We start from the raw sequence: 18,566 nt of genomic DNA on the forward strand, positions 1-18,566 counted from the left end.
TCAGCGCGGCTCGGGCAGCGTGGGGTGCTCGGTCGGGTACAGGCCCACCGCGAACCCGTAGACGGTGTCCCCTTCGCGAGGCAGCCGGGCGAACTCCCCGATCACCTCGTCGACACGCTTCCAGAACTCGTTCGCCCGCTGCCTGGGGATCCGGGCGTGCATGTGCTGCGCCCACATCGTGTCCGCGTGATAGGCGGGCATCGACTCGGCGGCAGCATCCGCGAGATAGTTCGTCCACGGCAGCGGCGTGACGTCCTCCAGCGGCACCGCTCCGACGTAGAAGGTGCGGGCCACCCGCCCGTAGAACCGTTCCTCGATGGCCCGGACCTTCCGGGTCCGGACCACCTTGAAGATGTCGTTCTCGACGAGCACCTTCACGTGGTGGGCGATGGTGCTCTTCGGCCGGCCGACGGCCGCGGCGAGCTCGCTGACCGTCGCGGCCCGTTCCAGGACCAGGTCCATGAGCTGCCCGCGCAACGGGTCGAAGATCGCCCGCAGCTTCGTGGGCTCGGTGACGGCGACCGTCTCGAGGAGGTCGTAGTCGGGTGAGACCGGCGAGCCTGACTCGGCTGCGTCCATCGATTCTCCGCTCCCTATTGATCCAAACTGTTGGATCATTCTAGACTCATGGATCATTCGGCGTCATCCAGACCCGCCGGATGATCACCACGGAAGGAAGCGTCATGGCTGAGGTTCTGCTGTTCCACCACGCCCAGGGCCAGACCCCGGGCTTCCACGCCTTCGCCGACGACCTGCGGGCCGCCGGGCACACCGTGCACACACCGGACCTGTTCTCCGGCCGCACCTTCGCCTCCATTCCCGACGGCATGGCCCATGTCGGGGAGATCGGGTTCGAGGAGGTGCTGGCCCGTGGCGCGAAGAGCGCCGAGGACCTGCCCACCGAGCTGGTCTACGCCGGCTTCTCCCTCGGGGTGGTGCCCGCGCAGCAGCTCGCCCAGACCCGGCCGGGCGCACGCGGCGCCCTGCTCATGTACTCGTGCGTGCCGTACACCGAGTTCGGGCAGGCATGGCCGGCCGGGGTTCCGGTGCAGATCCACGGCGCACAGGAGGACCCGTACTTCATGGACGAGGGTGATGTGGACGCCGCCCGCGAACTCGTCGAGGCCACCGACGATGCCGAGCTGTTCCTCTACCCCGGCGACCAGCACTACTTCGCGGACTCGAGCCTGCCCTCCTACCAGCCCGAGGCCGCAGCGCTGCTGACCGAGCGGGTGCACGCGTTCCTCGCGGGAAGGTGACGATCATGTCCGACGCGATCACGCCGTCGGCCTTCGACGCCAGCGAGGGCGTGGCCGACTGGCGGGTACTGTTCGGCGGGGCCACCGCCAACTTCGAGACCCGTTCGTTCGCGACCGGGGTGGCCCTGGTCGCCAGGATCGGTGACCTGGCCGACGCGGTGAACCACCATCCCGACGTCGACCTGCGCTACGGCAGCGTCACGGTCCGGCTCATCTCCCACGACGTCGGCACGATCAGCCGCCGGGATGCGGACCTGGCACGGCAGATCTCACTCGCGGCGGCCGAACTCGGCATCGTGGCCCGGCCCGACTCCGTGCAGGCCGTGCAGCTCGCCATCGACGCCCACGTGCACGCGGCCGTGATGCCGTTCTGGCGGGCCGTGCTCGGCTACGAACCCCGCGGCGAGGAGGACCTGGACGACCCGCTCGGCCGTGGCCCGTCGATCTGGTTCCAGCAGATGGACCCGCCCCGGGCCGGCCGCAACCGGATCCACGTGGATGTCTGCGTGCCGCCGGACCAGGGCGAGCAGCGGGTGGCCGCCGCCCTGGCCGCCGGTGGCCGGCTCGTCTCGTCGCACGCGCCGACGTGGTGGACACTGGCCGACGCCGAGGGCAACGAAGTGGACGTGGCAACCATGGCGGGCCGCGAGTGACGCACCACCTCTCCCGCGCCGACGCCCGACGGATCGCCGTGCGCGCCCAGCTGTTGGACCGCCGTCGACCCACGGACGCCCGCGAGGTGGTGCGGCACCTCGCCATGCTGCAGGTCGACCCGACGGCGGCCGTCGCCCCGAACGCCGATCTGGTGCTGTGGAGCCGGCTGGGTTCGGCGTACGAGCGCGCGGACCTGCAGCGCGCGCTCGCCGAGCACACCCTCATCGAGGTGCTCGCGGTGATCCGGCCGGCCGAGGACATCGCGCTGTACCGGGCGGACATGATCGCCCGGGTGGGCCGCGACGGCCCGACCCAGGAGTGGGTCACGGCGAACGACGCCTGCCGACGGGACATCCTGGCGCGCCTGGAGGCCGGCGGCCCGATGCTGTCCCGGGACCTGCCGGACACCTGCGCGGTGCCGTGGGGTTCGACCGGGTGGACGAACAACCGCAACGTCACGATGATGCTGGACTGCATGACGGCGCGCGGCGAGGTCGCCGTCGCCGGCCGAACCGGGCGGCAGCGCCTGTGGGATCTGGCGGACCGGGTCTACCCCGACGTCCCGGTGGTGCCGGCCGAGGATGCCCGCCGGATCCGCGACGAGCGCAGGCTGCGCTCGCTCGGGATCGCGCGCGCCAGGACCACGCAGTCCCCGGTCGAGGCCTGGGACGTCGGCGAAGCCGGGGAGGAAGCCGTCGTCGACGGTGTGAAGGGCACCTGGCGGGTGGATCCGACCCTGCTCGGGCAGCCGTTCACGGGCCGGGCGGCCCTGCTCTCCCCGTTCGACCGGCTCGTGCACGACCGGACCCGCGCCGTCGAGCTGTTCGATTTCGAGTACCTGCTCGAGATGTACAAGCCGGCCGCCAAGCGCCGTTGGGGCTACTTCGCGCTGCCGATCCTGTACCAGGACCGGCTGGTCGGGAAGCTCGACGCGACGGCGGACCGCAAGGCCGGCGTGTTCCGCGTGCACGCGCTGCATCAGGACGTCCCGTTCAGCGCCACGATGATGACCGCGGTCGATGCCGAGCTCGCCGATCTGGCCGACTGGCTCGGCCTCGACCTCGCCCGCTGAGACCGGTGCGGTCAGAAGTCCTCGTTCACGCACCAAGTGCCGCCGCTGGTTCGGCCGCCGCAGGTGTCGCCGAACTCCTCGTACTCGGAGTTGGCCGGGGACTCGTTGTACAGGTCGTCGCAGGCCTGGTTGTCACCGGCCTCGCACTGGTCGTAGAGGCGGTCGAGCTCGGGATCGGACCCGTAGCTCCCGCGGTTGCCGAGGACGTTGCCGAGCACCACGACGATGATGAGAACGAGCACGGCACCGCCGACCGCGAGGCCGACGATGAGGCCGGTGTTCGACCTCTTCGGCGGCGGGTAGCCCCCATAGGCACCCGGCGCCCCGTACCCTCCGGCCGCGGCGTAGCCTCCGGCGGGCACGCCGTAACCGCCGGCCGCCGGTGCACCGTAGGGGCTCGGCGTCTCGGGAGCGCCGTAGCCACCGGGTGCGCCGTAGGGGCTCGGGTTCTGCGGACCGCCATAGCCACCGGGTGGCAGAACTATCCATCCGTGACGGCTGACCGGCTCAGCCGCACCGCCGGTTGTCCGTGCTCGTCGAGCTCGCGCGGCAGGAAGCCCGCCGACCGCAGCTTCGCCAGCACCTCATGCCGCGGTGCGGCGGCCGCGAGCACCGTCGGAGCGACCTGACGCAGGCCGAGCGCGTGCAGGGACCGGGTGGCCGCGACCTCGGCGAGCAGGGCCTCGTCCTCGCTGACCAGCACGGCGCCGGCCGGCTGCACCTCCAGATGCCCGTACCTGCGGCCGACGTCGTGGAGCAGGTAGGTGACGGCCTGCGGCAGCGGCTTGTCCGAGAGCGCGGCGAGGTCCTCCAGGAGGGTGTCGACATCGTGGCCGGCGTCGAGCGCGCCGCGGATGGTGTCCGCGGAGATCCGCCACGTACTGGCCGCCCCGCGGGCCTCCCGCGTCGCCATCGCGTCGAGCAGGTCCACGACCCCGGCGGCCGGGCTGCCAGGCACCACCACGGTCAGGTCCGAGCCGAACAGGATGTGCGCCTCGATTGCGGGCAGCATGTCCGTGAGCGCGGCGAGCAGGTCCGGGATGTCCTCGGACCGGTGCTCGCTGAGTGCCCGGCCGATGCGGCTGAGCCGTCGGTGCGCGAGGGCACCGAGGCGATGTGCCTCGGCCCAGGTGACCTCGGCGTCCCCGCGGGGTCGTTCGTACTCCCCGCTGCCCCAGGCCGCGAGCGCGAACACCTCCTCTGCCGAGACCACGGCCACGTCCCGATCGAGGCCGGCGAGAGTGTCCAGTAGGAGCGCCGGGTTCGGCAACCACCCCGGGCCCTGCCGGGTGAGCGCCGGGAGCGGGCGCCCGCGATCGGAGTCGACGCTGGTGGCCACGTCCACGTGGAACCACTGGTGCAGGAGTTCGGCGGCGCGTTCGGCCGGCTCGAGGCGGCGCCACTGCTCGAACCGGGGCGCGGTGCCGATCGAGCCGTCCGCGGTGACGTCGAACAGCCCGATCCGGTAGCCGAGCTCCACGGCCATCCGGGCCTCGGTGGGCTCGACGGCGGCGGCCTTGGCGAGGCGGGCCAGTTCGCGCGCTCCGACACCGCCGGCCTTGAGTTGCGTGAGCGGGGTCCGGGCCACCGACTCGAGCGTCGCCATCACCGCTGCGAGGAAGTCCGAGACCGAGGCTGCCGCGGCCGACTCGGCCTGGCCCGGATCCACCGGGGTGGTGACCGGCATCGGCGGGTGCACCCGGAACGGGGCCCGCAGCGTCGGCGGCAGCATCGCGCGCGTCACCTCGGCCGGGATGTGGGTCGCGGACCTGGAGTAGGTCGACTCCGAGAGGATCAGCCCGTTCTCCGTGAGCCAATCCAGCGCCCGGCGCCCGGCGAGGTAGGTGGCCCGGTCGAAGTGGGATGGCTCGAACTCCTCCTCCTCGGGTGCCTCATGGAAGCTGATCGCGGGCACGGTGCGGATCAGGTGCGCCACGGAGTCGGCATGCCCGGTGATCCAGGCGAGGACGGGCTCCGGCGCCCTCGCGACGATGCGGCGCACATGGTCCGGCTCGGCGAGGTAGGCACAGACGGCGGCGATCACCTCGGGCCGGCGGCTCGGCACCTGCACGGCACGGTCGGCCCAGCCGCGCATGGCTCGCTGCAGTACCGGCACGGTGACGGCCTCAGCGAGCATCGACGCCGGGCGCCCGAGCCACAGTGGCGAGCCGATCGTCTCGTACAGGCCGGGGTTGACGTACAGGCGCCTCCCGGCACCCCAGCACAGAGCCGCCGAGCGCGCGTGCTCCCACCACGACTGCACCACCCGGCGATGGGTCGGAGCGTCGTTGCCGGCCGGTTCGAGGAACTCCGCCAGCCGGTCCAGATCGAGCCCGGACCCGAGTCCCATCGCCGCCTCGATCAGGTCGCGGCCGGGCTGGGGCAACCCCACGAACGCCCCCACCACGCCGTACGGGTGCATCAGCCGCCGGGCGAGATCGCCCAGATCTCGCGGCTTGGACGTGAGGGTCACGTCCGGGCGCCGCGCGACGAGATCGTCGACCTCCTCCTGCCCGAGGCCGCCGAGCCACTCCAGGAGCGCGTCGCCAGGTTCCATGAATCCCAGTCTGCACGGTTGCCGCGCCCGGTCGGCATCGACCTGTGGACAGCGCCGCCGGGTGAGTCTGCGCACACCGGCCCCATATCGGCGACCCGCCCACTAGAATCGTTTCGACCCCACGGCTCCCAGCGTCGGCAGCACCTCCCCACCAGCCCCAGGAGCGCCCGATGACCAGCCGGACCGACGCCGTCGTGACCGCCGTGCCCCACGCCGGGCCGAACCCGCCCGCGCGACCCGCGCCCACGCCGTCGTCCGGCTCGCCGTACCTGACCGGGGCCGACGCACACGCACCAGCCCGGCCCACGCCGTCGCCCCTCCCGCCCCGGCGGCTGCGGGCCGCGATCATCGCGATGGCGATCGGCGGCTTCGCGATCGGCACCACCGAGTTCGCCACCATGGGTCTGCTGCCGCAGATGGCGACGACCCTCGGCGTCTCGGTGCCGGCCGCCGGCCAGCTCATCTCCGCCTACGCGCTCGGCGTCGTGATCGGCGCGCCGCTGATCGTCGTGGTCGCGGCCCGGCTCGAGCGCAAGCAGCTCCTGGTCCTGCTCGCCGTAGCGATCGCCCTCGGCAACGCGTTCTCCGCGCTCGCGCCGGAGTTCGGCTCGATGGCGGTGTCCCGGTTCGTGGCCGGTCTGCCCCATGGGGCGTACTTCGGCGTCGCCTCGCTGATCGCGGCGACGCTCGCCCCGGCCGGACGGCGAGCGCGGGCGGTGTCGCAGGTGATGCTCGGGCTCACCATCGCGACCATGATCGGCGTGCCCCTCTCGACGGCGCTCGGCCAGTGGGCGGGCTGGCGCTCGGCCTATGCGGTGGTCGTCATCGTGGCGCTCGCAGCCGTGGCCGCGATCTGGCGGTTCGTGCCGGCGTTGCCACGCCCGGCCGGCCAGCGCGCGAGCGCCCGCGGGGAGTTGCGCGCGTTCCGGCACGCACAGGTCTGGTTCACCCTCGGCATCGCGGCCGTCGGGTTCGGCGGCATGTTCGCCGTGTACAGCTACATCGGCGAGATCGTGCCGGAGGTCCTGGGCCTGTCGATCGGCGCCGTGCCCCTGATCCTCGCCGTGTTCGGCACCGGGATGACCGTCGGCACCATGATCGCCGGGCGCCTGGCCGACCGGTCGGTGATGGGCACCGCGATCGCGGGCCTGGCCGGGATGGCCGTGCTGCTCGCCGGCTTCGCGCTCACCGCGCACTGGGCCGTCGTCGGGATCATCGGGCTGTTCGCGATCGCCACGATCTCGCAGTTCCTCGGTCCCTCGTTGCAGACCCGGCTGCTGGACTCCTCCCCGGACGCACCGTCGCTGGCCGCCGCCCTGCACCACTCCGCGCTGAACATCGGCAACGCCGTGGGCGCGTGGGTCGGTGGCCTGGTCCTCGCGGCCGGCCTCGGCTACCTGGCGCCCGCGTGGGCCGGGTCCGTGCTGGCCGTCGGTGGGCTCGTGATCGCGCTCATCGCCGTGGGTGCGCAGCGGCGCGCCGACGCCGCAGGAAGAGGTTGACGAACAACAGGTTCGGGATGAACGCGAGCCAGCACGTCATGGCGTAGGCGACGTCGAACAGGGCGTCGAAGTCCCCGCCGTACACCGACTCCAGGATCGGCAACTGCCCGACGATCGTCAGGCCGAGCCAGGCCCGGAAGGTGACCGCGGCGAACGTCACCGCGAAGTTGCGGATCATCCACTGGCCGTGCTGCCGATAGCGGCCGGCGCGCGCATGCCGATAGGCGAGGGCCGCCGTCGAGATCCAGAGCACGTCCCCCACCACGAGGCCGGCCGCGGCCACCGGACCGGACGTGGTCAGCAGCGCCACCACGATCCCGACGATCGAGGACGGGACCACCCCCGCGAACAGATACACCCGCCCGATGTAGCGGTGCACACGCGGCACCCGTCGGATCCGCCGCACGAACTGCAGCGGCCCGAGCGTGAGCGCGATGGCGCCGGTGGCGATGTGCGTCCACAGCACCGGGTAGTGCCAGGACAGCTCGTCCCGGGTGTCGACCATCGAGGTGGACACGTCGAAGCCCCCGTAGATGACCGCCGCGTAGGCGACCACACCGAGGGACAGGAACGTCACCACCACCACCCGGTAGCGGTTCTTCCCCGCGGCCGGCGGCTTGGACATGGCGGCGACGATCGCGTCGCGCCGGTCGGGGTTCACGGGCCGGGTGAGCTGGTCGGTCATACCCGCGATCCTGCGCCGCACGGCACGGCCGCCACATCGGCCCCCGGTCCAGAACCCGCCCTGCCACCGTGGTCCTAGGCCGCGGGCGGGCCCTCCCCCGGACTGACGACGCCGTGGTCGAACGCGTACACGATGGCGGCGGCCCGGTCCCGCACGCCGAGCTTGCCGAACACGGCCCCGACGTGGGATTTCACCGTGCCGTCGCTGACGTGCAGGCCCGCGGCGATCTCGGCGTTCGTGGCGCCCCGGGCCATCCACCGCAGCACCTCGGCCTCCCGCTCGGTGAGCTCCTCGAGGCGCCGGCGCTGCCGCTGGTCCGGCACCACGGAGCGCCGATACGCGGCCAGCACCCGGGGGCTGACCGCCGGGTCGAACCAGGCCGCGCCGCCGGCCACGGCCCGGACGGCGTGGATCAGGTCGGTGGCGCCGGCGTCCTTGAGCAGGAACCCGGCGGCGCCCGCCTCGAGGGCGCTCCAGAGCACCTCGTCCTCGTCGAACGTGGTCAGGATCAGCACCGGCGGCGGCTGTGGCAGCGCCCGCACCTCCCGCGTCGCGGCGAGCCCGTCCCGGCGCGGCATCCGCACGTCCATCACCACCACGTCGGGCCGGGACCGGGCAACCGCGGCCGCGACCTCGGTGCCGTCGGCACACTCGGCGACCACCTCGAACCCGTCCGCCGGGGCGAGGATGCGGGCGATCCCGGCGCGCACGATCGCCTGGTCGTCGGCGAGGACGACCCGGATCACGGCGCACCGTCGATCGGCACGTCGCACCGCACCGTCCACCCCGCCGGCGTGGGGCCGGCGTGGAACTCCGCACCGATCACCTCGGCCCGCTCGCGCATCCCGAGCAGGCCGTAGTGGCCGTGCACCGGCCGCGACGGGACGGGTCGGAGCGGCCCCTCGGTGACAACCTCCAACGTGAGGGAGCCCGGCCCGACGGCGGTACGCACCCGGGTGCGCGCGTCGGGCGCGTGGGTGGCCGCGTTGGCGAGCGCCTCCTGCGCGATCCGGTAGAGCGTGAGCCCGACGGCGGAGCCCGGTTCGGCAGCGCCGGTGGCGGCTGGTCCGCCGGTCCCGTCGGGCGCCCCGGGCGCACCGGGCGTACCGGGTACGCCGGTCCCGCCGGGTACGCCGGTCCCGCCCGGGCTGCGCTCCAGCTCCACATCCAGCCCGCGCTCGGCGTAGCCGGCCACGAGCGCGGGCAGTTGCGCCAGGCCCGGCAGCGGGGCGTTCCCGGATGGTTCGCCGTCGGCGCGGAGCAGGTCCATGGTCGCTCGCAGATCCTGCATGCTCGCCCGGCCGACCTGCTCGGCAGTGGCCAGGGCCTCGTCGGCGGAGTCGATGTCGCGGCGCAGCACGTGCCGAGCGCTGGTGACCTGCAACAGCACGGCCGCCAGCCCGTGGCCGACCAGGTCGTGCAGATCCCGGGCGATCCGGCGTCGCTCGTCCTGCACGGCCCGTTCGGCGAGCTCACGCCGGGCCCGGGTCAACTGGGCGGTGGTCTGCTCCTGGCGGCGTACCACCCAACCGAGGACCGCCGGGAACGAGATGCCGACGACCCACGGCGCCCACGCGACCTCGGCCTCCGGCCGCCCCAGCGCCAGTCCCAGGACTGCGGCGACCGACATCACGGCGAGCGCCCACGCCGTCGGGCGGTGCTCGCACCAGGCCACACTCACCAGCGCGAGCAGGGCGAGCAGGAACAGGCCCGGCTCGAAATCCCCACCCCAGAGCGCGCCCGTCACGCCGACGATGACCAGGGCGGCCAGCACCGGGATCGGCAGGGCCGAGCGGTACCAGGCCCCGAACGCCACGACCGGGATCAGCAGGAAGAGTCCGTTGCGCCAGTCGCCGGCGTCCGCGATCACGGCGAGCAGCGCGAATGCCACGGCCAGTGCCGGCACCAGCCGGCGGGCTGGTCCCACCTCGCGGGCCGGGGCCGGCTGCGCCTCGGGGCGGGCCCGCTCCATCGAGGTCATGGCCACGACGGTACCGCCGCCGGTCCGCCCCCGGGCGAACGGGACGAGCCACCCGCCCCGGGACCTGAACCGGCCATGCGCCACGATGGGAGCCATGATCTCGATCCGCACCGCCACCCCGGCCGACGACGCCGCCATCGTGGCCATCGATGAGGCGACCTGGTCTCCCGCGAACTCTCCGGTACCGGCGCCCGAGGGGCCGCGTTCGGCGTTCACGGACCTGCCCACAACCGATGTGCTCGTGGCCGTCACGGCCGAGGACCGGGTGGCCGGATACGTCCAGTGGCACAACGTCTTCGGCATCGACTCCCACGCCCACGTGCTCGAGATCAACGGGCTCGCCGTGGACCCGGCCCACGCCGGGCGCGGGATCGGCACCGCCCTGGTGGAGGCGGCGGTCGCCGAGCTCGGCCGGCGCGGCGTGCGGAAGGTGAGCCTGCGGGTGCTCTCCACCAACCCCGCCGCACGCCGGCTGTACACCCGTTGCTCGTTCGTGGAGGAGGGCGTGCTGCGCGGGGAGTTCCTGCTCGAGGGTGCCGAGGTGGACGACGTGCTCATGGCCCGCCACCTGCCCGGCTGAGCCGCCGCTCCGACCCGCCGGCGCCCCGCGGCTAGCGCTCGGCGAGTTCCGCGGCGAGCACCTCGGCGATGACGGTGCCCTCGGCGGTGGGCAGGTCGAGGCCGAGCACGGCCGCGAACGTGGGTGCCTCGTCCAGGATGGAGCGCCGTCCCGCGTGCACGCCCGGTGTGAAGTCCGGGCCGGACGCGATGAACACGGGCTGCCCGCCGTGCTTGGGGTCGTGCCCGTGGTTGCCGACGTAGCCGATGAAGTCCGCGTCGCCCGGCACGGCGATGACCGCGCGGTCCAGGTGCGGCGCCACCAGCACCCCCGGCTCGGAGATCACCACGTAGGAGAACGGGCCGTCCAGCCCGAAGCACTCCCGGGCGGCCGCCGCCGAGATGATCTCCTCGATCCGGTAGGCGGGTTCCTCGACGATCTCGGCGAGCACCGCCTCGACCTGCGCGCGCCGGGCGTCGTCCAGGTCCTCGGCGAGGAAGAGCTGTGCGGACAACCCGGCCCCGTGGCAGTACACGTCGTAGTCGACGAGCGCTCCGGCGTCATCCAGGCGCAGCAGCCCCCGTTCGGCGAACAGGGCGTTGAGGTTCGTGTGCTGGGTGGTGGCGAGGTGCCCGTGGTCGCTGACCAGGACGATGTTCGTGGACTCGAACGTGCCGACCTCCTCCATGGTCGCGACGATCTCGCCGAGGATCGCGTCGATACGGCGAAGGGCCGCGTCCACCTGCGGGCTGTGTGGCCCGGTGGCGTGCCGGGCGGCGTCGACGGCGACCAGGTGCAGGAACATCACGTCCGGGCGTTCCACGCGCAGGATGTCCTGGGCGACGCCGGAGGCGAAGTCGTTGAAGTCCCGCCTCGGGGACCAGACGACCTTGTGCACGTGCGGGGCCACATAGGTCTCCCACGCTCCGGGCGACGCGGTGCCCCGGTACAGCTCCTCGATGCCGCCCCACTGCTCGATCTGCCACACCTCGGGCACGAGTACGTCGATGTTCGGATCGTGCGCGGTCACCGGCCACTGCACGGCCGCGGTGCGCAGGCCGGCCGCCTTCGCGACGGCGAACAGGGTGGGCACCCGGATGTGCCGGGACTCCCAGAACCAGGCCGGGACCGTGGCGTACGGGTCGAAGGTCAGGTTGTTGAAGATCCCGGACGTCGCCGGCGGGCACCCGGTCGTCTGCGCCGTGTGGTTCGGGTAGGTGACGGTCGGGAACACGGACTCGATCTCAGCGATCGCGGACCGCTCGATCAGCCGGGAGAACGTGGGCAGGGTGCGCGCGTACTCGAGGTCCTCCCCCACCATCGCGTCGACGGAGATGACCAGCAGGCGGTTGCGTGCCATGGGTGTGCCTTCCATGAAGGTTCGTCAAGCCGGCGACGGCGGGGGTGCCGTCGGGCGGGGGCGTGCGGACGCCGTCGGGCGCGGGCTGTGCGGGCGCCGTCGGGCGGGTTCGGTTCGCCCGCGCGGCCTCCCGGCTCAGCCGGTCTGTTGCGCCGCGACCGCCGCCTCGGCGGTGCGGCGTGCCCAGGCCGGGTCGTCCGCCGTCATGAAGTCGGCGCCGGCGGCCAGGCCGGCGGCCACGTCGGCGTCGACCAGCGTTGGCCAGCCGGTCACGGTGAGGCCCTGCGCCTGCCAGTGCGCCACCTCGTCCCGGGTCAGCCCGGAGTAGCGCAGCGAGTAGTTCCCGCAGCCCAGCTCCGCCAGGGCGGTGCGCTGGACGTCGGTGGTCTCGCTCGCGATGAGGCCGGTGCGGTAACCGGGGTCGACCCGGAGCACCTCGGCGAGTGCCTCGGGCTTGAAGCTGATGAAGATCGACTTCTCCACGTACCCGCCCTCGGCCACCAGGCGGGCGACCGGGCCGGCGGCCTCGAGCGCCTTGATCTCGATCAGGACCGGCACGTCGATCGCGTCGAGCGCGGCCTCGATGGTCGGGATCCGCTCGCTCCCGGCGAGCTCGACCTCCTGGAGCTCGGCCCAGGTGAGCTCGGCGATCGCGCCGGTGGTGCGGCCCGATCCCACGGCGGTGCGGTCGACGGTCGGGTCGTGGTGGACCACCACGCGCCCGTCCGCGGTCAGGTGCACGTCCAGCTCGATCTGGTCCGCGCCGTCGGCGACGCCACGGGCGAACGAGGTGAGCGTGTTCTCCGGCGCCAGGGCGCACGCGCCCCGGTGCCCGACGATCCGTGGGATCGAGCCGGCAGTCATGAACCCTTGACCTCCTCAAGGTCTTCGCGGTTGTCCTCGATGACCTCCTCGAAGGCGGCCTGCAGACCCTCGAGGACGCCTGCGACATCCGCGTTGTCACCGTAGACCTGCGCCATGGCCGTACCGAACTCGGTGGCGCCGGCCTGGTACCAGGTGGGCTCGTCCGCGGTCTGGGCGTTCGGCAGCTGCGCCAGGGCCACGCCGAAGTTCGGGTTCTCCGCCACGAGGTCCGTGACCGTCGCGGTCTCGAGGGACTCGGTGACGATCGGCAGGTAGCCGGTGCCGGCGTGCCAGAAGGCGGCGTTCTCCGGCTGGGCGAGGAACCGGAACAGCACGGCGCAGGCGTCCTGACGCTCCTGGGACTCCGCCTTCACGATGGACAGGCCGGAGCCGCCGGTGGGCACCTTCGTCTCGTCCTCGATGCCGCCGAGCATGAACGCGGTGCCGATCTCGAACTCGGCGGACTCGGTGGCTCCGCGCAGGGAGGCGGTGGAGCCGTGCGTGCCTGCGGACAGGCCCGTGGTGAAGTCGGTCATCGCGGACTGGGCCATGTAGCCGAAGCCGTCGTCGTGGATGAACTTCGCCTTCCACTCCAGCCACTCCTGCATCGGGCCGTCGGTCACGGTCACCGTGAGCTCGTCGGAGAGCTGACCGCCCCAGGCCCAGGTGTGCGCCTGGCCGTACCAGTTGTCACCGGCGCCGAACGCGAACGGCATCAGCGGCTGTCCCGCGACGCTCACGCTCTTGAGCGCGGGTGCGAACTCGGCCAGGTCGGACCAGCGGGTGGGGCCCTCCTCGGGCAGGCCGACCGCCTGGTACTGGGTCTTGTTGTAGTAGAACAGCGGCGTCGAGCGGGCGAACGGCACCACGTAGGTCTTGCCGGCCGCGACGCCCTCGTTGACGTAGTTCTGGAGGTACACGTCCAGGGACCACTCGTCGTCGAAGTAGTCGTCGAGCGGGGCGAGAGCGTCCGAGAAGTAGAACTGGATCCACTGCATCTCGGGGAAGCAGACGATGTCCGGCACCTGACGGGCCTGCAGGGCCGCGGTGAACTTGGTGTTCAGGTCCGCGTAGCTGCCCTGCGACTCCAGCGCCGCGTAGATCTCCTCCTGGGAGTCGTTGAATGCGGTGAACAACTCCTGCAGGGCTTCGAAGTTCACGCCGGTGAACGGCGCCCAGAACAGGATGTTGGTGCGGTCGGCGTACTGCGACGGGATCTCCGTGACCGGTGCCTGGGAGAACTCGGGACGCAGGTTGGAGCCTGCCTCACCGTCGTCCGCCGCGGCGCCGCCACCAGGGGCGCCGCAGGCGGCCAGGCCGAGGCCCGCCGCGGAGGCGCCGAACGCCGTCAGCAGGGTTCGACGGTTCAGCATCAGCGAGGTGTCCAGACGGGACGAGGACATGCGGATCTCCTGTGGGTTGCTTGGGGATTGAGGTCTGGTGGTGCGGGTGCGGAACTCAGCCCTTGAGCGCGCCGGCGGCGATGCCGCCGATGATGCGCTTCTGGGCGAAGAAGAAGACGAGGAGCATCGGCAGGGCGACCATCACGGTGCCCGCCATGATCGAGCCCCAGTTCGAGTAGCCCTCCTGGCTGCGCAGGAACATCAGCCCGATCGGCAGCGTCCGCATGTCCGCCGTGGACGTCACGATCAACGGCCAGACGAAGTCGTTCCACTTGCCGAACATCACGATCAGGGTTCCGGTGAGGATCATCGGGCGGCACATCGGCAGCACCACCGACCACATCCGCCGCAGGTGCGCGGCGCCGTCGATCTTCGCGGCGTCGACGATCTCCGTCGGCACCACCCGCATCTGCTGGTAGATGAGGAACATCGCGAACGCGCTGCCGATGCCGGGCAGGATCAGGCCGGCGTAGCTGTTCAGCCAGCCGAGGTGGCCGACGGTGATGTAGTTGACCAGCAACGTGACGTGCCCGGGCAGCATCAGCGAGCCGATCATCACCAGGAACAGCGGCGTCTTGAACCGGAACCGCACGAACGCGAACGCGTAGGCGGACAGAATCGCGAGCCCGATCTCCAGCGTGGTGCCGAAGAACGTCGTGATGATCGAGTTGATGAAGAACCGGTCGAACGGGGCCGAGCGCCACGCCTCGGCGAAGTTCTCCGGCTCGAGCATCGTCGGGATCCACTGCAGCGGGTAGGAGTAGATCTCGTTCTCGGCCTTCAGCGCCGAACTGAACAGCCAGTACAGCGGCAGCACGAACACCGCGACCACGAGCGCGAGGGCGAGGTACTGCAGCACCCGCAGCACCGGGTTGTGGACCACCTTGCGGTTCGGCGCGCGTGGGGCGTCGTTCACGACCGCATCGGTCGGCTCCACCGGGTTCGAAGTGGCCACCGGCGCGGTGATGGGCGGCTTGACGTCGAGGCTCATGAGTAGTGCACCTGCCTGCCCTGCGCACGGGCCTGGATGAGGGTGACGACGAGCAGGATCAGGAACAGCACCGTGGCCGCCGCCGCCGAGGTCCCGACGTCGAACTTCTTGAACGCCTCCTCGTAGACCATCCAGTTCAGGGTCGTGGAGGAGGAGCCGGGCCCCCCGTCGGTGAGCGTGGCGATGATGTCGAACGCCTGCGCGGCGCTGATGATCCCGGTGACGGACAGGAAGAACGTCACCGGCGAGAGCAGCGGCCGGGTGATGTACCAGAACAGCTTCGACCCGCGCGCGCCGTCGAGCTCGGCGGCCTCGTAGACGTCCTGCGGCAGGTCCTGGATGGCCGTGTAGTAGATGATCGTGACGAAGCCGAGACGCTGCCACGAGTACGCGATGATCACCGCCCACAGCGACCAGTCGGACGTGGTGGTCCAGCTCGGTGAGTCCAGGCCGATCATGTTGAAGAGCCACCGGCTCAGGCCGTAGGTCGGGTCGAACATGAACAGCCACAGCACCCCCACGGCCGCGCCGGGCAGCATGTGCGGGGCGAACGCCATGGTGCGGGCGAACCCGGAGAACTTCAGCCGCTGGGCGAGCAACTGCCCGACGCCGAGTCCGAGTACGAGGGTCCCGCCGACCGCCACCAGGGTGAACAGGAGCGTGTTGGCGAGCACCTCGACGAACCGAGGGCTGGCGAACATGCGCTGGTAGTTCTCCAGGCCGACCCACTCCGGGAACGGGGCCACGAGGTCCCAGTCCATGAAGCTGAGGATGAAGTTGTAGGCCGTCGGGTAGTACGAGAACACGACGATCGCCGCGATGTTCGGCAGGATCAGGACCAGGAAGAGGATGGCCTCGCGCCGGTTCGAGCGGCGACGCTCGGGCGTCACGGGTCGCTGCGGCGGCTTCGCCGCCTTCGACTTCCCGACGGCGATCGGCGCCTTGGTCAGCGCGCTCACGGACGCCTGCCGAGACACTGGGTTGAATGGAGCACCGGTACCTCCTGAGGGCCCGGAACGTGTTCCGCGGGCCGTTGGGAAAGGTACGAGCCGAGGGTGAATACCAGCGCGTCCGTAGTCGACGCCCCGGTGAACACCGGTGAACGAGCCGACGAACCCGCAGGTCAGCCACCCCGACCAGGCCGCCTTGTGACGTGGCGCACAGCGCGCACCGTTGCAGATGCCGCAACCGGGAGGTTTTGGCTGAGCACCCTCGGTGGCTCGGGCGCCGGGCTCAGGCCCCGGCGAGCAGGCCTCGCAGCAGGGTCGCCGCGCCGCCTGCGTACGCCATCACGATCACGACCACCCGGGCCTTCGCAGGGCCCACCCGCCGCGCGAGGACCGTCCCGACCGCGAGTCCGAGCAGCACGGCGACCGCCACGCCCAACCAGACCGACCAGCCGAGCGCCGCGAAGGCCTCGGGCGCGCCGACGCCCTTGACCGCGAGGGAGACCAGACCCATCACGAGGAAGACGGGTTGCAGGGTGGCGGCGAAGGACAGCTGCGACCAGCGCGAGGCCACGCCGTACACGCTGAGCGCAGGTCCGCCCACCCCGGCGGTGACGTTCATGAAGCCGGAGGCGCCGCCGAAGGCCAGCATCGGCGCCCGGCCGGACATGGTGCCGAGCCGGGCGGCCAGGAACGACGCGGACATCCCGAGCACCACGGCAAGGCCGATGCCGATGTCCAGGACGCGGTCGGCGACGGTCAGCGCCACCCACGCCCCGGGGATCGTGCCCACGAGTGCACCTGCCGTGAGGTAGCGGAACCGGTGCCAGTCGATCATGTCGCGCAACCGCACCAGCAGGAGCAGCGACGACAGCGCGCCACCCGCGTTGGCGACCACGACGCCGTCGAACGGTCCGAGCAGCAGGACCAGGAACGGCGCCGAGACCAGGGCGAAGCCCAGGCCGGTGATCCGCTGCAGGGCGGCCCCCGCCACCACGGCGAGCAGCGCCAACGCGACGATCACGGGCGGGCCCCCTGGGACTCCTCGGGTGTGCTGGGGATGGTGCTGACCTCCGCTGCCGCGCTCACGTCCGGCGACCCTATCTCGCCCGCAGGCAGCACCTGGACGGCGGACGGGCCTGCGCACGAGGCGGCTGCGGGAGGATGGGCCGATGACCGATCTGACCCTTCGCGGCGGGCCCGGCGCGCGCGTGGACGCCGAGACCGAGGTCAAGCGCTCACGCTTCCTGTGCCGACTCGTCAGGGTGAGCGACGAGGAGGAGGCGAGGGCCGCCGTCGAGCAGGCTCGCAAGGAGCACCACAGTGCCCGGCACCATTGCTCGGCGTTCGTGCTCGGCGGTTCGGGTGAGCCGGGGCAGGTTCGCCGTTCGAACGACGACGGCGAGCCGTCCGGCACGGCCGGTGCACCGATGCTCGAGGCCCTGACCGGGCGTGGCCTGATCGACTGCGTCGCGGTGGTGACCCGGTACTTCGGGGGCGTTCTGCTGGGGGCGGGAGGCCTGGTGCGGGCGTACTCCGATGCGGTCCTGGCCGCCGTCGACGCCGCTGCGGCGGACGCTCTGCTGGTGGCCCGCGAGCGCCGGGACCTGTTCTCGGTCGCGTTGCCGCACGCCGACGCCGGCCGGGTGGAGGCCGAGCTGCGCCGTCATGCCGGCGTGGTGGTCCTGGACACGACGTACGCCGAGCGGGCCGTGCTGCGCCTGGCCGGGGACGGCGGCGAGTTGGAGTCGCTCGTGGCGGCGGCCACCGCCGGCGCGGGCGAGGTGGTGCCGCTCGGCCACGAGTGGGTGGACGTCGAGACGACGGGTCCGAGCGAGCGCATGTAAGGTAAGGCTCGCCTCAGTCCCGATCGATCAGGAGTCCACGGTGGTTCGCACGAACATGACGGCGGTGCGGTCGAAGCCCGAGACCACGACGCTCGTCACCCTCGAGGTGCTGCGTGCCGAGCGGATCTCGCCGAGCTTCGCCCGCGTGAGCCTCGGCGGGCGCGACATCGAGCGGTTCGTCCCGATGGGCTACGACCAGTGGTTCCGGCTGTTCATCCCGATCACGGACCCCGAGTCGCTGGGCTGGGTGCCGAGCAAGCTGGACACGCTCAGCTACCTGAAGTACCTGACCCACGCCAAGACCGAGCGGCCGGTGCTGCGCAACTACACGGTGCGCGCCTACCGGCCCGACGGCCCGCTGGGTCCGGAACTCGACATCGACTTCGTGCTGCACGGCAGCCCCGCGGCAGGCACGGCCGGGCCGGCCGCCTCGTGGGCGCAGACCTGCGCGCCGGGCGACGTGGTGGCCATCCTCGACGAGGGCATCGCCTTCCGCGCCGAGCCGGAGCCGGAGCGGGTGCTGCTCGTCGGGGACGAGACGGCGCTGCCCGCCGTCGCCGGGATCCTCGCCTCCCTACCCCGGGCGACCACCGGCCGGGCTCTGATCGAGATCCCCGCCGAGGGCGACCAGCAAGTGCTCGACGGGCCCGACGGCGTCGCCGTCACCTGGGTGGTCCGGGCCGACGTCCACGACACCCCGGGCCGCACGGTGCTCGCCGCGGCGCAGGCACTGCCGACCCCGGCCGCGGACACCTACGCGTGGGTGGCGGGCGAGCAGGCGCTGCCCGTCGCGCTGCGCCGGCATCTGGTCCGGGGCGGCGTCGGAAAGGACGACGTCACGTTCTCGGGATATTGGAAGGCGCCCCGGCGGCACTGAGGCCCGCA

The 18,566-nt window shown here is 72.0% G+C and carries 19 protein-coding genes; 7 read left to right on the top strand and 12 right to left on the bottom strand.

Features of this window, described 5'->3' with window-relative positions; all coding sequences use genetic code 11:
• On the bottom strand, nt 1-579 hold the full coding sequence (locus tag KCQ71_RS16865; RefSeq protein ID WP_223407999.1) for an ArsR/SmtB family transcription factor: 579 nt from the start codon (nt 577-579) through the stop codon (nt 1-3).
• 104 nt (nt 580-683) lie between these two features.
• Here KCQ71_RS16865 and KCQ71_RS16870 point away from each other — a divergent pair, with 104 nt between their 5' ends.
• From KCQ71_RS16870 to KCQ71_RS16880, 3 genes are read left to right on the top strand one after another with little or no spacing between them, the layout of a single operon-like run.
• Nucleotides 684-1,259: a dienelactone hydrolase family protein gene (locus KCQ71_RS16870; RefSeq protein WP_223408001.1), complete on the top strand. Its 576-nt coding sequence runs from the start codon at nt 684-686 to the stop codon at nt 1,257-1,259.
• Nucleotides 1,260-1,264: 5 nt separating this feature from the next.
• Entirely contained in the window at nt 1,265-1,912 is a 648-nt protein-coding gene (locus KCQ71_RS16875) for a 4a-hydroxytetrahydrobiopterin dehydratase (protein ID WP_223408003.1), read from the top strand.
• The gene (locus KCQ71_RS16880) at nt 1,909-2,985 is read left to right on the top strand and encodes a DNA glycosylase AlkZ-like family protein (RefSeq protein WP_223408005.1); all 1,077 of its coding nucleotides are present in this window, start codon (nt 1,909-1,911) and stop codon (nt 2,983-2,985) included. The genes KCQ71_RS16875 and KCQ71_RS16880 overlap by 4 nt, the downstream gene beginning before the upstream one ends.
• 11 nt (nt 2,986-2,996) lie before the next feature.
• Here KCQ71_RS16880 and KCQ71_RS16885 read toward each other — a convergent pair whose 3' ends face one another.
• Both KCQ71_RS16885 and KCQ71_RS16890 read right to left on the bottom strand, forming a co-directional pair.
• Entirely contained in the window at nt 2,997-3,347 is a 351-nt protein-coding gene (locus tag KCQ71_RS16885) for a hypothetical protein (protein ID WP_223408007.1), read from the bottom strand.
• A 119-nt stretch (nt 3,348-3,466) separates the two neighbouring features.
• A complete protein-coding gene (locus tag KCQ71_RS16890) occupies nt 3,467-5,542 on the bottom strand; it encodes a helicase-associated domain-containing protein (protein ID WP_223408009.1) in 2,076 nt (691 codons plus the stop codon).
• Between the two features lie 170 nt (nt 5,543-5,712).
• Between KCQ71_RS16890 and KCQ71_RS16895 the strand changes: the two genes are divergently transcribed.
• Complete coding sequence (locus KCQ71_RS16895; protein WP_223408010.1) at nt 5,713-7,044, top strand: MFS transporter; 1,332 nt, start codon at nt 5,713-5,715, stop codon at nt 7,042-7,044.
• On the opposite strand, the gene KCQ71_RS16900 is transcribed toward KCQ71_RS16895, so the two are convergent.
• The 3 genes from KCQ71_RS16900 to KCQ71_RS16910 all read right to left on the bottom strand — a co-directional run bounded on the left by KCQ71_RS16900 (nt 6,995) and on the right by KCQ71_RS16910 (nt 9,806).
• The gene (locus tag KCQ71_RS16900) at nt 6,995-7,729 is read right to left on the bottom strand and encodes a DUF2306 domain-containing protein (protein ID WP_223408012.1); all 735 of its coding nucleotides are present in this window, start codon (nt 7,727-7,729) and stop codon (nt 6,995-6,997) included. The genes KCQ71_RS16895 and KCQ71_RS16900 overlap by 50 nt on opposite strands.
• Before the next feature lie 74 nt (nt 7,730-7,803).
• Nucleotides 7,804-8,475, bottom strand: coding sequence for a response regulator transcription factor (locus tag KCQ71_RS16905; RefSeq protein WP_223408014.1), 672 nt, complete (start codon nt 8,473-8,475; stop codon nt 7,804-7,806).
• Nucleotides 8,472-9,806: a sensor histidine kinase gene (locus tag KCQ71_RS16910; RefSeq protein ID WP_223408016.1), complete on the bottom strand. Its 1,335-nt coding sequence runs from the start codon at nt 9,804-9,806 to the stop codon at nt 8,472-8,474. The genes KCQ71_RS16905 and KCQ71_RS16910 overlap by 4 nt, the downstream gene beginning before the upstream one ends.
• On the opposite strand from KCQ71_RS16910, the gene KCQ71_RS16915 reads away from it, so the two are divergent.
• Nucleotides 9,805-10,290: a GNAT family N-acetyltransferase gene (locus tag KCQ71_RS16915; RefSeq protein ID WP_223408018.1), complete on the top strand. Its 486-nt coding sequence runs from the start codon at nt 9,805-9,807 to the stop codon at nt 10,288-10,290. The genes KCQ71_RS16910 and KCQ71_RS16915 overlap by 2 nt on opposite strands.
• 31 nt (nt 10,291-10,321) lie before the next feature.
• On the opposite strand, the gene KCQ71_RS16920 is transcribed toward KCQ71_RS16915, so the two are convergent.
• The 6 genes from KCQ71_RS16920 to KCQ71_RS16945 all read right to left on the bottom strand — a co-directional run bounded on the left by KCQ71_RS16920 (nt 10,322) and on the right by KCQ71_RS16945 (nt 16,858).
• On the bottom strand, nt 10,322-11,629 hold the full coding sequence (locus KCQ71_RS16920) for an alkaline phosphatase family protein (protein WP_223408020.1): 1,308 nt from the start codon (nt 11,627-11,629) through the stop codon (nt 10,322-10,324).
• A 135-nt stretch (nt 11,630-11,764) separates the two neighbouring features.
• The gene (locus KCQ71_RS16925; protein ID WP_223408022.1) at nt 11,765-12,493 is read right to left on the bottom strand and encodes a glycerophosphodiester phosphodiesterase; all 729 of its coding nucleotides are present in this window, start codon (nt 12,491-12,493) and stop codon (nt 11,765-11,767) included.
• Nucleotides 12,490-13,896, bottom strand: coding sequence for an extracellular solute-binding protein (locus tag KCQ71_RS16930; protein WP_223408023.1), 1,407 nt, complete (start codon nt 13,894-13,896; stop codon nt 12,490-12,492). Before KCQ71_RS16930 ends, KCQ71_RS16925 begins: the two co-directional genes overlap by 4 nt.
• Before the next feature lie 55 nt (nt 13,897-13,951).
• Nucleotides 13,952-14,887: a carbohydrate ABC transporter permease gene (locus KCQ71_RS16935; protein WP_223408025.1), complete on the bottom strand. Its 936-nt coding sequence runs from the start codon at nt 14,885-14,887 to the stop codon at nt 13,952-13,954.
• The gene (locus KCQ71_RS16940; RefSeq protein WP_223408027.1) at nt 14,884-15,846 is read right to left on the bottom strand and encodes a carbohydrate ABC transporter permease; all 963 of its coding nucleotides are present in this window, start codon (nt 15,844-15,846) and stop codon (nt 14,884-14,886) included. The genes KCQ71_RS16935 and KCQ71_RS16940 overlap by 4 nt, the downstream gene beginning before the upstream one ends.
• A 274-nt stretch (nt 15,847-16,120) precedes the next feature.
• On the bottom strand, nt 16,121-16,858 hold the full coding sequence (locus tag KCQ71_RS16945; protein ID WP_223408029.1) for a sulfite exporter TauE/SafE family protein: 738 nt from the start codon (nt 16,856-16,858) through the stop codon (nt 16,121-16,123).
• Nucleotides 16,859-17,006: 148 nt separating this feature from the next.
• Between KCQ71_RS16945 and KCQ71_RS16950 the strand changes: the two genes are divergently transcribed.
• Together KCQ71_RS16950 and KCQ71_RS16955 are read left to right on the top strand one after the other, a co-directional pair.
• Nucleotides 17,007-17,681 (top strand): IMPACT family protein, encoded by a 675-nt coding sequence (locus tag KCQ71_RS16950; protein ID WP_223408030.1) that lies wholly within the window; start codon nt 17,007-17,009, stop codon nt 17,679-17,681.
• A gap of 40 nt (nt 17,682-17,721) precedes the next feature.
• Nucleotides 17,722-18,558 carry a siderophore-interacting protein gene (locus KCQ71_RS16955; RefSeq protein WP_223408032.1) on the top strand — a complete coding sequence of 279 codons (837 nt, stop codon included), beginning with the start codon at nt 17,722-17,724 and terminating at the stop codon, nt 18,556-18,558.
• Nucleotides 18,559-18,566 lie beyond the last annotated feature (8 nt).

This window comes from Occultella gossypii, assembly GCF_019947135.1.
In the GTDB taxonomy this organism is placed as follows: domain Bacteria; phylum Actinomycetota; class Actinomycetes; order Actinomycetales; family Beutenbergiaceae; genus Occultella; species Occultella gossypii.

Coding starts and splice junctions, on each gene's coding strand:
- KCQ71_RS16865 (WP_223407999.1), bottom strand. CDS start 579: ATGGACGCAGCCGAGTCAGGCTCGCCGGTCTCACCCGACTACGACCTC.
- KCQ71_RS16870 (WP_223408001.1), top strand. CDS start 684: ATGGCTGAGGTTCTGCTGTTCCACCACGCCCAGGGCCAGACCCCGGGC.
- KCQ71_RS16875 (WP_223408003.1), top strand. CDS start 1,265: ATGTCCGACGCGATCACGCCGTCGGCCTTCGACGCCAGCGAGGGCGTG.
- KCQ71_RS16890 (WP_223408009.1), bottom strand. CDS start 5,542: ATGGAACCTGGCGACGCGCTCCTGGAGTGGCTCGGCGGCCTCGGGCAG.
- KCQ71_RS16895 (WP_223408010.1), top strand. CDS start 5,713: ATGACCAGCCGGACCGACGCCGTCGTGACCGCCGTGCCCCACGCCGGG.
- KCQ71_RS16900 (WP_223408012.1), bottom strand. CDS start 7,729: ATGACCGACCAGCTCACCCGGCCCGTGAACCCCGACCGGCGCGACGCG.
- KCQ71_RS16915 (WP_223408018.1), top strand. CDS start 9,805: ATGATCTCGATCCGCACCGCCACCCCGGCCGACGACGCCGCCATCGTG.
- KCQ71_RS16910 (WP_223408016.1), bottom strand. CDS start 9,806: ATGGCTCCCATCGTGGCGCATGGCCGGTTCAGGTCCCGGGGCGGGTGG.
- KCQ71_RS16920 (WP_223408020.1), bottom strand. CDS start 11,629: ATGGCACGCAACCGCCTGCTGGTCATCTCCGTCGACGCGATGGTGGGG.
- KCQ71_RS16925 (WP_223408022.1), bottom strand. CDS start 12,493: ATGACTGCCGGCTCGATCCCACGGATCGTCGGGCACCGGGGCGCGTGC.
- KCQ71_RS16930 (WP_223408023.1), bottom strand. CDS start 13,896: ATGTCCTCGTCCCGTCTGGACACCTCGCTGATGCTGAACCGTCGAACC.
- KCQ71_RS16935 (WP_223408025.1), bottom strand. CDS start 14,887: ATGAGCCTCGACGTCAAGCCGCCCATCACCGCGCCGGTGGCCACTTCG.
- KCQ71_RS16950 (WP_223408030.1), top strand. CDS start 17,007: ATGACCGATCTGACCCTTCGCGGCGGGCCCGGCGCGCGCGTGGACGCC.